Source organism: Burkholderia sp. MSMB2157WGS (genome assembly GCF_001532755.1).
Classification (GTDB): domain Bacteria; phylum Pseudomonadota; class Gammaproteobacteria; order Burkholderiales; family Burkholderiaceae; genus Burkholderia.
In genome coordinates, this window is record NZ_LPJG01000030.1 from 614,515 (window position 1) to 627,271 (window position 12,757).

Here is a 12,757-nt window from a genome sequence, read left to right on the forward strand (position 1 = left end):
GCCGCGTTGCGTTCACGCGCCCTTCGACCGGCCGCGCTTCGCGCCGCTGCCCGCGCTGCCCGCACCGCCCATCGTGCGCGCCAGCAGCGGCCGCAGTTGCGCGAGCGTGCACGTGTTCAGCACGTCCCGCCGCGTCAGCCAGCCGCGCCGCGCCTGATCGATGCCGAACGCGAGGTTGTCGAGTTCGTCCGCGCTGCATGCATCCGAACCGATCGCGACCGGCACGCCGGCCTTCGCGGCCTCGCGGCACCAGACGTCCGGCAGATCGAATCGCCGCGGCTGCGCATCGAGTTCGACGAAGCAGCCGCGCGCGGCGGCCCCCGCGAGCACGCGCGGCACATCGAGTGCGCAGGCGTCGCGTTCGCCGAGCACGCGGCCGGTCGGGTGCGCGAGAATCGTGAAATGCGGATGGTCCATCGCGCGCAGCATGCGATCGGTTTGCGCGCCGCGCGGCAGGTCGAAACCGTCGCGCACCGCGCCCACCACGAGATCGAGCCGGCCGAGCATCGCGTCGGGTACGTCGAGGCTGCCGTCCTCGCGAATGCCGGCTTCCACGCCCTTGAGCAACACGAAATCGTCGAACGTCGCGTTGACGCGATCGATCTCGTCGATCTGGCGCGCGAGCCAGTCGAAGCCGTCCCGGGCGCCATCGGGCGGAGCACGGTCGGTGACGGCCAGGTACGCGAGCCCGCGTGCACGCGCGGCGTCGGCCATCGCGCGCAGGCTGTCGCGGCCGGCCGATGCATCGGTATGCGCGTGCAGGTCGCCATGGAGATGCTTGCGCTCGACCAGCGCCGGCAGCGTGCCGGCACGCGACGCATCGATCTCGCCGCGATCCTCGCGCAATTCGGGCGGCACCTCGTGCAGCCCGATCGCCGCATAGACCGATGCCTCCGTCGCGCCGGCAATCCGCTCGTCGCCGCGAAACACGCCGTATTCGTTGATCTTCAGGCCGCCGGCCTGCGCGATCCTGCGCAGCGCGATGTTGTGCGCTTTCGATCCGGTGAAGTAGACGAGCGCCGCGCCGAACGCATCGGCATCGACGACGCGCAGGTCGACCTGCAACCCGCTGGCAAGCGTCACGCTCGACCGGGTCTTGCCGTGCGCGAGCACGCGCGCCACGTCGCCGTGGCCGACGAACGCTTCGGCGACCGCGGCCGGCTCGCGTGCGGTGACGAGGATGTCGAGATCGCCGACCGTCTCGCGACGGCGGCGGAAGCTGCCGGCCGGCACGGCCTTGCCGACGCCGGCCACCGCACGCAGGCGTTCGAGCAACGGCTTCAGCGCTTGCGCGGCGTCGGGCAGCAGAAAGCGTTGCGGCTCGCGCTGCAGACGATCGTCGATCGCTTCGAGCAGATGCGCTTCGGTTTTCGCGCCGAAGCCCGGCAGCTCGCGCACATGCCCGCTCTTCGCTTCGGCGCGCAACTGTTCCAGCGAATCGACGTGCAGCGCGTCATGCAGCGCCTTCACGCGTTTCGCGCCGAGCCCGGGCACATCGAGCAGCTCGACGATCGCGCCCGGCAACGCATGACGCAAGGTCTGCTGCAGTTCGCAGGTGCCGGTCGCGGCGATCTCGCGCAGCTTCGCCGCGAGATCGGCCCCGATCGACGGAATCTTCCCGAGATCGTCGCCGTTCGCGATCATCGTCGGGATATCGCGGCCGTAGTCGGCGACCGTACGCGCGGCGTTGCGGTACGCACGCACGCGAAACGGGTTGGCGCCTTGGATCTCGAGCATGTCGGCGATCTCGGCGAATACGGCCGCGCACTCGGCATTGTGAATCGGCATGATCGGCGTGGCTCCCTTCCACGTGGATGTAGCGCCGCGCGCATGCGCGACGGCGTGCCCGCCCGGCGCCGCATGTCGACGCCGCCGGGCGCCTGTTGGTCATCCTACGCCGGCCGCGCGTCGCGTGCAGCGCGGTTCAAGCCGCGACGTCAGAGCGACGCGCGCGGCGTCGTCGCGTAGCGTCGCTCGTACAGCGCTTGGCAATGCGCGCAGCGCTCGGCGGTCGGACGCGCCAGCAGGCGCTCGTAACCGACCGAGCCATCGCAGTCGATGCATTCGCCGTAACTGCCGTCGCGCATCCGCTGCTGGGCGCGGCCGATCGCGCGCAGCTCGGTCAGCTTCATGCCGATCAATGCATGATCGACGTCGACGAACAGGTCCGCGTTCGCCTCGTCGCCCTCGTCCGGCGCCGCGCCGGCCAGATCCGCATAGGATTCCGACGCGCGCTGGTCTTCGCTCGTGCGGATCTCCGCACGCAGCGCCTGCTCGCTCTCGTTCAGCCGCTGCTTCAGCGTCTGCCTTTGTTGTGGGTCGAGCGACATGGCCGTCTCTCCTGTTCCGGGTTCCGCGCGAAAAAGCGGCGCGCGGTATCGCGCCGGTGCGCGGCACGCAGGCACGACTGCGCCGCCGCATCCGGATGGGCGGCCGGACGTGCGAAACGCCGGACGCATTCGACGCAGGATAAACCCATTGAACACGCGTGTGTTGACCGAAATCGGCTACCCGTCATGCAGCGGCAGCGGTGCGGAAACTGGGGACCGACGCGCAATCCCGGCTTCGCGGCCCACGCCGCGAAGTCCGCCGGCGCAACCGCAGCGCAGCAATTTCCCGTGCGGCCACGGTGCGTCCTTCCATGCTCGCGAACCGGCATCACGCAGTCGATACGATCGCGCACGCGGCGCCGCGCCAATGATTCGGCCTCCTTAGAATGCGTTGCGCCCGACGAAGCCGCGCACCACCGTCATCAGGATGATCTTGATGTCGAACCAGAAGCTCCAGTTCTGCATGTAGAACAGATCGAACTTCACGCGCGCCTCCATCGCCTCGATCTTGCGCGTCTCGCCGCGATAGCCGTTCACCTGCGCCCATCCGGTGATACCGGGCCGCACGCGGTAGCGGTACATGTAGCAGTCGATCAGTTGCCGATACAGGTCGTCGTGCTCGATCGCGTGCGGACGCGGGCCGACCACCGACATCTGTCCGAACAGCACGTTGAAGAACTGCGGCAGCTCGTCGAGCGACGTGCGCCGCAGGAACGCACCGACGCGCGTGATGCGTGCATCGTTGCGCGACGCCTGCCTCACGACGCCGGGCTGGGCGCGATGCACGCGCATCGTCCGGAACTTCAGGATGTCGAACTCGCGGCCGTCGACGCCCTTGCGGCGCTGCCTGAACAGCACGGGCCCCGGCGACGACAGCTTGACCGCGATCGCCAGCAGCGCCAGCAGCGGCAGCAACGGAATCAGCACGCCGAACGCGAACAGCCGGTCGAACGCGAACTTCGCCCACAACTCCGGCGCGGAGCGCGGCGTGGTCGCGAGATTGATCGCCGGCATGCCCAACACGTCGGTCGCGGAGCGATCGACGATCGCCATCTGCCGCACGTCGGGCAACAGCCGCAACTCGACGAACTCGTCGCGCAACTCGCGCACGATGCGGTGGATCCGCCACTCGTGCGACATCGGCAGCGTGAGCCAGACCTCGTCGATGTCGCCGCCGCGAATCAGGTCGCGCAACGTGTTCCAGTCGTCGATCACCGGCACGCCGCCGATGCCGCCCGCGCCGGCCTGTGCATCGTCGTCGAATACGCATGCGGCCACGAACGGGCCGTTCGGCGCGAGCTGCATCCGCTCGATCGCCACGCGCCCGTATGCCGTTGCGCCGACGACGGCGACGCGGCGCTGCCGCGCAAGCGGGTCGCCGCGCGTCAGCGCGAGCGCCAGCAGCGCCGCTCGGCCGAGCAGCACCGCCGCGTCGCCGGCCAGCACCGTGCGCACGATCCAGCGGGTCGTCACCGTGCCGCCGCGATTCATGATCCACATCGTGCCCGCCACCGTCAGCACGCTCGCGCACACCACCGCCACCAGCGTGTGCGTCAGCACGTGCGCGCCGCCCTGCACCGCCACGCCGCCGGGCACCGTGCGCAGGTAGCGCGGCAGCAACGCCACCGTCAGCACGCACAGCAGCGCGATCGAACCGCGTTGCGCATCGGACAATTCATGCCATCCGAGACCCGACGCCGCCTGCGCGACGAGCGTCCCGGCCAGCACGAGCGCGCCGTCGGCCACTGCGATCGCAGTTCGTCGCATTGCATTCGTTCCACCGGACATCGACTGCATCGTCACGCACCGTGCGCGGGGAATCCGAAATGCGCGTCCGGCATGCGCGGGCGAACCGCCGCCGGCCTCGCATTTGCGCGCGTGCCGAGCAATCGGCGGTAGTCGGCACGAATCAGGTCGTAGCACTCGCACGCCTGATGTTCGAGGCCGTGCCGGTCGAGCACCGTGATGCGGCCGCGGCGTTGCCGGATCAGCCCGGCTTCCTGCAGGTTCCCGGCCGCTTCCGTCACCCCCTCGCGCCGCACGCCGAGCATGTTCGCGATCGTCTGCTGCGTGACGGCCAGCTCGTCGCCGTCGATCCGGTCGTGCGCGAGCAGCAGCCAGCGGCTGAGTTGCTCGCTGACCGAGTGGTGCCGGTTGCACAGCGCACTGCGCGAGATCTGCGCCATCGTCGCCTGGCAAGTGTTGAGCAGCAGCCGGTAAGTCTGCGCCGATCGCTCGAATTCGGCGCGCATCACGCAACTCGGCACGCGATAGGCCATGCCGCCGATACGCACCTCGACCCGGCTCGACGCGGCGAGACCGCCGACCAGCGTCCCCAGCCCGACCACGCCCTCGCGGCCGACCACCGCCACTTCGACCATCGCACCGTCTTCCATCAGATGCTGCACCGACATCATCGCCGTCGTCGGAAAGTGCAGGTGGCGCATCGGCTCGCCGACCCGGTCGAGCATCCCGGCCTTGATCCTGACCAGTTCGAGATGCGGTGCGATGGCGCGGATGCTGTCCTCCGGGAGGGCAGCAAGGATGGCGTTCGCCGAATAGCTCGAGTGAAGATGAAGCATGTCTGTTTCCCTTTTATCGTCCGCGCCGCTTGCAGCGGCAGGCACGGAACTCGTTATCTCGATGCGCGCCCGGACATTGACAGCGGTTGCGGCCCACAACCCTGAATCCGACTGATCATCGGCTTGTCATCGCCGAATTGAGTCGACTGTCCCGTTTCGACACGCCAGCCCGAATAAGCGATTTACGTGCCAATAGCCGCCCGTCCTTAATATATGAATCACATCCGATTTAGAGCCGCCGAATAACCGCCCCCAAATCCCAAAAAACGTCTCATTTCCGGACACTCTCCCGCGCGACGGACACAGCGAGCATTCGACTGATCAATTCCCGCGGCTCCGGCCAGAACGGCCGCGCAGCGGCCGCGACGCTTATCGTTCAAATACTTACAGCCGATTTTCAATTGTTTTCGTGATGTGCAGCGCAGCATTTCGCGTCATCGCCGTACCGCACACGCTCGTTTCAAACTGTCTCAAATTTGAATCGATACACTAATTCACGGCTCTGTCCGCTACCGCACAGATCTCCACAAGCCATTGATTCAAATGACAAATCATGCGGACCCCATTAATTTGTCAAATAATGTTCAATGCCTTCCGGCCACTTTCGCTGTACGATTCGCCGTGTCGACCGATTGATTCCCGGTCGACATAGAATGACAAGCAAGCTCACGATTCCATTTCCGGATGATTAATTCCGGAAAATGAATCATTAAATCGACATAACGTTCTGGCTCAATTGCAATCGTCAAACTTTGTGAAATGACGGAATGCGGAATTGTTCGAATTCAATTGCGTGCTAGCCTTTTTCGCGAGTATCGTCATTCCGTTTTTGATCAACAAAAGTCCGCACGATCGTGCGAAATCCCGTTCCGGGGTTCGCCGAGACGACGCGCGACCGCCAACCTGCGAGGATGCGCCGTGACTCACCAGGCCGCCGACGCCGTCGCGTATGCGAACGGCGTGATCGAGCTTTCCCACAGCTTCGACGCCAACCGGTTTCTCGCGGCCATCGACCGCGACGAGCTCGCCACGCTGACACCCCACCTGCAACTCGTTCACCTGAAATCCGGGCAGGTGCTATGCGAACCCGGCGAAATGCTCGCCGCGGTCTACCTGCCGGTCACGAACGCGATTTCGCTGCAGTACGTGTCGTCCGGCGGCATGACGCTGGAAGTCGCGGAGATCGGCAGCGAAAGCGTGGTCTGCGACGACGTGATCGGCGGCAGCGGCCGGATGCCCTGCCGCGCGGTCGCGTGCCGCGACGGTTTCGTCTATCGGCTCGACCGGCGCGTCTTCGCGGCCGCGTTCGATGCATCGCCGGTGATCCGCCATCTCGTGTTCGTCGGCGTGCGGCTGCTGATGGCGCAGGTCTCGCAGATCACGTTCTGCAGCCGTCATCACGTGCTCAAACATCAGTTGTGCAGATGGTTCCTGCTCGCGTTCGACCGCACGCGCAGCATCGAGATCCAGGTGACGCACAGCATGCTCGCGCAAATGCTCGGCGTGCGGCGCGAAACCGTCACGGACGCCGCCGGCGAAATCCAGAAGCTCGGCCTGATCCGGCAATACCGCAGCTCGATCGAACTCGCGGACCTCGACGGCCTCGAAAAAATGTCGTGCGGCTGCCGCGCGATCGTGCGCGACGAGATGAAGCGCATCCTGTCGGCCGACTCGGGCGTGCCGGCCGCGTCGCGCGCATGACCGGCGCGCCGGGCCGGGACGGCGCGTCGGCGCCGCCGGCGTGCCGGGTCAGCTGTTTGTAGGGTGGCGAACAGAACGCCGTGTCTGCCGATGGTCTACTGATGCCGGACTGCCGGGGGGATGTCAGCGCGTGTCGCGCGTCTGCCCGGGCGGACGACACCACGCATGCCGGAGCAGCACGTGAAAAACGAAATCAGAACCATCCTGAAGCACGTCGCCCACCTCGAAGCCGCGATCGATTCGATCGGCGACGGGGACGACCTCTACGAAGCGGGCCTCTCCTCGCTCGATACGATCCAGCTGATGCTCGCGATCGAAAAGCAGTTCAACATCGAGATTCCCGACGAGATGCTGAACCGCAACCTGTTCCGCAGCATCGACGCACTCGCGGACACGATCGCCACGCTGCAACGCACCGAGCACTCCGCATGAGCGCGCTGCTTCCCGAACTCGCGTCCGACAGCGATTCGCATCGGCTCGACGAGGCCGCGCATGCCGTCGCGCAGATCGCCGCCCAGCATGCCGATGCGGTCGATCGCGACGCGCGCTGCCCCGTCGAGGCGATCGAGGCGATGCGCGCGCGCCGGCTGCTCGGCGCCATGGTGCCGACCCATCTCGGCGGCGCGGGCGCGTCGCTGGAAGACATCGCATCGGCCTGCTCGATCCTCGGCCAGGCGTGCGCATCGTCGGCGATGGTGTTCGCGATGCACCAGATCCAGGTCGCCTGCATCGTCGACCACGCCGCCGACCAGGGCTGGCACAAGCTGTTCCTGCAGCAGCTCGTGCGTCACCAGTGGCTGCTCGCCTCGGCCACGTCGGAGGACGGCGTCGGCGGCAACCTGCGCGCGAGCCAGTGCGCGCTCGAAATCGACGCCAGCGGGTTCCGGTTGCACAAATCCGCGCCGACGATCTCGTACGGCGACTACGCGGACGGTATTCTCGCCACCGCGCGACGCGATGCGGACGCGCCGGCTTCCGAGCAGGTGCTCGTCACGCTGCTGCGCGACGGCTATACGCTCACGCGCCGCGGCGAATGGGACACGCTCGGCATGCGCGGCACGTGCAGCAACGGCTTCGTGCTCGACGCGCAAGGCGCCGCCGTGCAATGCCTGCCGGTGCCGTTCGCGAAGATCGCCGAGGAGACGATGGTGCCGGTCTCGCACATCCTGTGGGCCGCGGTGTGGATCGGCGTGGCCGGCGACGCATTCCATCGCGCGCACCAGTTCTTCCGCGCGCAGGCGCGCCAGACCGACGGCGCACCGTCGCCCGCCGCGCGACGCATCGCCGAATCGCTCGCGCTGATGCAGGCGATGCAGGCTCGCGTCGACAACGTGCTGCGCCTCCACGCGAGCGCGTCGGCCCGCTCGTGGTCGGCCGGCATGGCCTGGGCCGCCGAAATCAATACGCTGAAGACCTACGTGTCGGCGACCGCGCTCGAAGTCGCGCACCAGGCGATGATGATCTGCGGGATGGCCGGCTACAAGCAAGGCACGCCGTTCAGCATCGGCCGCCACATTCGCGACCTGCACGCGGCGCCGCTGATGATCAGCAACGACCGCATTGCCGCCAACACCGCGAGCCTGTTGCTCGCGCTGCGTCCCGCGACGCTGGAGAAACATACGTGAACGATCGCCTCGCCGTGCCCTCCGCCGCCTCCGTCCCCGCCGACGCACCGCTCGACCGTGCGGGCGTCAATCCGCTGCGCGATGCGCTGATCGACGCGGGCCTGCTGGTTTCGACCGGCATCCAGGGCCTGTTCGGCCGCAGCGAGCGATTCGAGCGCGTGGTCGAAGCGCTCGACGCGTTCGTCACGCGCCTCGGCGCCGACCAACAGGCCGAAGTGCTGCGCTTCCCGCCGGCGATGAGCCGCACCGAGTTCGAGCGCAGCGAATACATGAAGAGCTTCCCGCAACTGGCGGGCAGCGTGCACGCATTCTGCGGCGACGAACGCCAGCACCAGCGCGTGCTGCAATGCCTCGATCGCGGCGACGACTGGACCGAAAACCAGAAGCCGACCTACGTCGTGATGACGCCGGCCGCGTGCTACCCCGTGTATCCCGTCGTCGCGCGCGCGGGGGCGCTGCCCGCCGACGGCCGGATCGTCGACGTGTTCTCGTACTGCTTCCGTCACGAACCGTCGCTCGACCCGACCCGCATGCAACTGTTCCGGATGCGCGAATACGTGCGGATCGGCACGCCCGAGCAGATCGTCTCGTTCCGCGAGACGTGGATGGAACGCGGCACGCGGATGATCGAAGCGCTGCGCCTGCCGAATGCGATCGATCTCGCGAACGATCCGTTCTTCGGGCGCGGCGGCAAGATCGTCGCGAACAGCCAGCGCGAGCAGAACCTGAAGTTCGAGCTGCTGATTCCGATCGAGCACGACGACCGACAGACCGCGTGCCTGAGCTTCAACTACCACATGGACCATTTCGGACTGCTGTGGGACATCCGCACCGCGACGGGCGACGTCGCGCACACGGGCTGCGTCGGCTTCGGCCTCGAACGGCTCACGCTCGCGCTGTTCCGCCACCACGGCTTCGACATCGACGCCTGGCCGCAAGCGGTTCGCGACGTGCTGTGGGGCACGCCATGAGGTTCGTTTCCCGCGACGGCGAAGACGCGTCGTTCGAGGGGGTGCGCCACCGCGCGCGCCACTACCGGCCGCACCCGCTGCACAGTCAGGAGATGGTCTGGAAGCAGACCAACTGCTATGTCGACATGTGGCTCGAGGTGCTCCGGTGGTGGGGGCTCAATCCGTACGCGGCGCTGCCGTTTACGATCGCGCTCGATTTCGAAGGCGACCAGTTCACGTTCTTCAAGTTTCCGCACGACGAGCTGGAGCGGCTCTACGGGATCGTCGTGCAGGAACATTCGATCTACGAACCGCTCGATCAGCACATCGAGACGCAGGTCGCGCGCGGCCACCTGATGATCGTCGAGGTCGACGCGTGGTTCCTGCCCGATACGCGCGGCAGCAGCTACCGCACGCAGCATACGAAGACGACGATCGGCATCGACGCGATCGACCGTGCGCAGCACCAGATCGGCTACTTCCACAACAGCGGCTATTACGTCGCCGAGGATTTCGACTACAACGGGCTCGTCGGCGCCAGCTCGCCGATGACGCTGCCGCCGTACGTCGAATGCGCGAAGCGACGCTTTGCACCGCTCGACGAACGCGCGCTGTGCGAAGCCTCGCTCGCCGCGTTGCAGCGCCACCTGCGGCGCGTGCCGATCGTCGATCCGATCGCGGCGTTCCGCCGGCAGTTGCAGACCGACGCGCGCATCCTCGCGGACGCGCCGCTCGAGCGCTTCCATGCGTACTCGTTCAATTCGGTGCGGCAGCTCGGCGCGAATTTCGAACTGTTCGGCCACTATGCGCGCTGGCTGCAAGCGAGCGGCTGCACCGGGCCGTTCGCCGAAATCCGCGCCGCATGCGATCGCATCGCGTCGGAAGCGATGGTGCTCGAATTCCGGCTCGCGCGCGCGTGCGCACGCGGCAAGGAAGAATACGGCGATTCGACGCTCGAAGCGATCGAGGTCGCGTATGCCGACCTCGTCGCGTGCGCGCGGCAGATCGGCGCGCCGCTGCGGCACGTGACGCCCGTGCGCGCCGACACCGCACCCGTGTCGGCCATGCGGTGACGCGCGCCCGCACCCCGCCCGCATGGTCGATGCTGGCGACGGCCGCGGGCGCCGTGCGCGAACCGCGCGACCTCCCGGCCGATCACGGCGACTGGATCGCGGCGCCGGTGCCCGGCACGGTCGCGCAGGCGCTCGCGCTGGCCGGCCGGCTCGACGAAGCCGCGTCGCTCGACGAGCGCGACCACTGGTACCGGCTCGAGCTACGCGGGCGCGGGCCGCGCATCCTGCGCTTTCACGGCCTCGCGACGCTCGCCCACGCCTGGCTCGACGACACGCCGATCCACCGCTCGGACAGCATGTTCGTCTCGCACGACGTGCCCGTGTCGCTCGACGGCACGCACCGGCTGACCCTCTGTTTCCGCGCGCTCGCGCCGCATCTGCGCGACGCGCGCGCGCCGCGCCGTGCGCGCTGGCGCACGCGGCTCGCCGAACCGGCCGCCTTGCGCACGATCCGCACGTCACTGTTCGGGCACATGCCGGGCTGGTTTCCGCCGTATGTGCCCACCGGCCCGTGGCGGCCCGTCGAGGTGCTCGATCCGAGCAGCGGCCCCGTTCTGGCCGATTGCAAACTGCATGCCCGTATCGAAGGCGACACGGGCTGGCTCGACGCGGAACTGACGTTCGCCGCGCCGCTGCCCGCCGCGTTCGCGGCGCGGCTGTCGTGCGGCGACCATCACGCGACGCTCGAACGTGCCGACATCGACCAACTGCGCGCAAGCGTCGCGATACCGAACGTGCGCCGCTGGTGGCCGCATACGCACGGCGAACCGGCGCTCTACGAGATCGCGCTGCATATCGGCGCCGCGCGCCGGCCGCTCGGCTCGACGGGTTTCCGTACGATCGAGGTCGATTCCGGCGCCGACGGCAAGGGGTTCGGGCTGCGCATCAACGGCGTGCCGGTGTTCGCGCGCGGCGCATGCTGGAGCAGCGCCGCACCGCTCGCGCTGCACGCGGACGACGCGACCTACGCCCGCCTGCTCGGGCTCGCACGCGACGCCGGCTTCAACATGATCCGCGTCGGCGGCACGATGACCTACGAGGCCGACGCGTTCCACGCATGGTGCGACCGGCTCGGGCTGCTGGTCTGGCAGGACTTCGGTTTCGCCAACTTCGATTACGCGCTCGACGATCCCGCGTTCGCGGCCAACGTCGATCGCGAAGCGAGCCAGTTCCTGTCGCGTCGCGGCGCGTCGCCGTCGCTCGCGGTGCTGTGCGGCGGCAGCGAGATCGCGCAACAGGCGGCAATGTCGGGACTCGGGCCGAAGCAGCGCTTCGTCGAGCTGACGGCCGACCGGCTGGCCGGCCACGCGGCCGCGCACCGCCCCGATGTCCCGTACGTGCCCGATTCGCCCGACGGCGGCGTGCTGCCGTTCACGCCGCGCGAACGTGTGTCGCACTACTACGGCGTCGGCGCGTACCTGCGTCCGCTCGACGACGCGCGCCGCGCGGACGTGCGATTCGCGAGCGAATGCCTCGCGTTCGCGAACGTGCCGTGCGATGCGACGCTCGCGGAACTCGGCTGGCCCGGCGTGCACGAGCCGCGCTGGAAAGCGGCGGTGCCGCGCGACCCCGGCACGTCGTGGGATTTCGACGACATCCGCGACCACTATCTGCAGACGCTGTACGACGTCGCGCCCGACCGGCTGCGACGCGAGGATCCGGCGCGCTACGTCGAGCTGTCGCGTGCGGTGATCGCGGACGTGATGCGCGAGACGTTCTCCGAATGGCGACGCGCCGGTTCGCGTTGCGCCGGCGCGCTCGTGTGGCAGTTCCAGGACGTGATGCCGGGCGCCGGATGGGGCGTGATCGACGCCGCGCACCGCCCGAAATCGGCATGGTATGCGCTGCGCCAGGTGCTGCAGCCGATCCAGGTGCTGCTCGTGGACGAAGGCCTGAACGGGCTCGACGTGCACGTGGTCAACGAGCGCCCGGCGCCGCTGTCGGCCGCGATCGATCTGGTCGCGCTACGCGACGGCCGTACGCCGGTCGCACGGGCCGGCTGCCCGGTGCGGATCGCCGCGCACGACACGGTGCGGCTCGGCTCGGCCGAGCTGCTCGGCCGCTTCTTCGACTGGACCTACGCGTACCGCTTCGGCCCCTGCGAACACGATACGGTCGTCGCGACGCTGCGCGCCGACGACGGCACGCTGCTGTCGCAGGCGTTCCATTTCCCGTCCCGCACGCATCCTGCCGTGCTGGCGCGTCGCGAGCCGGGGATCGAAGCGTGCGTATCGCGCACCGGCGAGACCTGGCACGTCGACATCGACACGCGGCATGTCGCGCGCCACGTGCAGATCGACGCACCGGGTTTCATGCCGAGCGACGACTGGTTCCATCTCGCGCCCGGCACGCCGGCGCGCATCGCGCTCATTCCATTGCGAATCGACGGGAAGCCCGCGGCGGCCGACGACCATGCGCCGCCCGCGGTGGAAATCCGGGCCGTGAACGCCGCACGCGCGGTACGGGCCAGCCAGGCCGGGTGACGCGACGCTCGCG

10 protein-coding genes are annotated in these 12,757 nt (G+C 68.2%); 6 read left to right on the forward strand and 4 right to left on the reverse strand.

The features are described 5' to 3' along the window. Positions 1-12 precede the first annotated feature (12 nt). From polX to WT53_RS21340, 4 genes are all read right to left on the reverse strand, one after another. The gene (polX, locus tag WT53_RS21325; protein ID WP_034204969.1) at positions 13-1,788 is read right to left on the reverse strand and encodes a DNA polymerase/3'-5' exonuclease PolX; all 1,776 of its coding nucleotides are present in this window, start codon (positions 1,786-1,788) and stop codon (positions 13-15) included. Positions 1,789-1,937: 149 nt separating this feature from the next. After that, on the reverse strand, positions 1,938-2,330 hold the full coding sequence (locus tag WT53_RS21330) for a TraR/DksA family transcriptional regulator (RefSeq protein ID WP_034204970.1): 393 nt from the start codon (positions 2,328-2,330) through the stop codon (positions 1,938-1,940). A gap of 381 nt (positions 2,331-2,711) precedes the next feature. Then, complete coding sequence (locus WT53_RS21335; RefSeq protein ID WP_230624784.1) at positions 2,712-4,097, reverse strand: undecaprenyl-phosphate glucose phosphotransferase; 1,386 nt, start codon at positions 4,095-4,097, stop codon at positions 2,712-2,714. Between the two features lie 32 nt (positions 4,098-4,129). After that, positions 4,130-4,912 (reverse strand): Crp/Fnr family transcriptional regulator, encoded by a 783-nt coding sequence (locus WT53_RS21340; protein ID WP_034204971.1) that lies wholly within the window; start codon positions 4,910-4,912, stop codon positions 4,130-4,132. A 918-nt stretch (positions 4,913-5,830) separates the two neighbouring features. On the opposite strand from WT53_RS21340, the gene WT53_RS21345 reads away from it, so the two are divergent. The 6 genes from WT53_RS21345 (at position 5,831) to WT53_RS21370 (ending at position 12,744) form a co-directional block, all read left to right on the forward strand. Next, entirely contained in the window at positions 5,831-6,613 is a 783-nt protein-coding gene (locus WT53_RS21345; protein WP_034204972.1) for a Crp/Fnr family transcriptional regulator, read from the forward strand. 180 nt (positions 6,614-6,793) lie between these two features. Continuing rightward, positions 6,794-7,045 (forward strand): acyl carrier protein, encoded by a 252-nt coding sequence (locus WT53_RS21350; RefSeq protein WP_006490451.1) that lies wholly within the window; start codon positions 6,794-6,796, stop codon positions 7,043-7,045. After that, complete coding sequence (locus WT53_RS21355; RefSeq protein ID WP_059783700.1) at positions 7,042-8,238, forward strand: acyl-CoA dehydrogenase family protein; 1,197 nt, start codon at positions 7,042-7,044, stop codon at positions 8,236-8,238. Before WT53_RS21350 ends, WT53_RS21355 begins: the two co-directional genes overlap by 4 nt. Further along, on the forward strand, positions 8,235-9,209 hold the full coding sequence (locus WT53_RS21360) for an amino acid--[acyl-carrier-protein] ligase (protein ID WP_034204974.1): 975 nt from the start codon (positions 8,235-8,237) through the stop codon (positions 9,207-9,209). The genes WT53_RS21355 and WT53_RS21360 overlap by 4 nt, the downstream gene beginning before the upstream one ends. Continuing rightward, positions 9,206-10,261 (forward strand): DUF1839 family protein, encoded by a 1,056-nt coding sequence (locus WT53_RS21365; protein ID WP_059783702.1) that lies wholly within the window; start codon positions 9,206-9,208, stop codon positions 10,259-10,261. Before WT53_RS21360 ends, WT53_RS21365 begins: the two co-directional genes overlap by 4 nt. A 29-nt stretch (positions 10,262-10,290) precedes the next feature. Further along, positions 10,291-12,744 (forward strand): glycoside hydrolase family 2 protein, encoded by a 2,454-nt coding sequence (locus WT53_RS21370; RefSeq protein WP_257127853.1) that lies wholly within the window; start codon positions 10,291-10,293, stop codon positions 12,742-12,744. Positions 12,745-12,757 lie beyond the last annotated feature (13 nt).

What these genes read in the sequence shown, in the direction of transcription:
- polX (WP_034204969.1), bottom strand. Translation starts at nt 1,788, where the DNA reads ATGCCGATTCACAATGCCGAGTGCGCGGCCGTATTCGCCGAGATCGCC.
- WT53_RS21340 (WP_034204971.1), bottom strand. Translation starts at nt 4,912, where the DNA reads ATGCTTCATCTTCACTCGAGCTATTCGGCGAACGCCATCCTTGCTGCC.
- WT53_RS21365 (WP_059783702.1), top strand. Translation starts at nt 9,206, where the DNA reads ATGAGGTTCGTTTCCCGCGACGGCGAAGACGCGTCGTTCGAGGGGGTG.
- WT53_RS21370 (WP_257127853.1), top strand. Translation starts at nt 10,291, where the DNA reads ATGCTGGCGACGGCCGCGGGCGCCGTGCGCGAACCGCGCGACCTCCCG.
- WT53_RS21330 (WP_034204970.1), bottom strand. Translation starts at nt 2,330, where the DNA reads ATGTCGCTCGACCCACAACAAAGGCAGACGCTGAAGCAGCGGCTGAAC.
- WT53_RS21355 (WP_059783700.1), top strand. Translation starts at nt 7,042, where the DNA reads ATGAGCGCGCTGCTTCCCGAACTCGCGTCCGACAGCGATTCGCATCGG.
- WT53_RS21335 (WP_230624784.1), bottom strand. Translation starts at nt 4,097, where the DNA reads ATGCGACGAACTGCGATCGCAGTGGCCGACGGCGCGCTCGTGCTGGCC.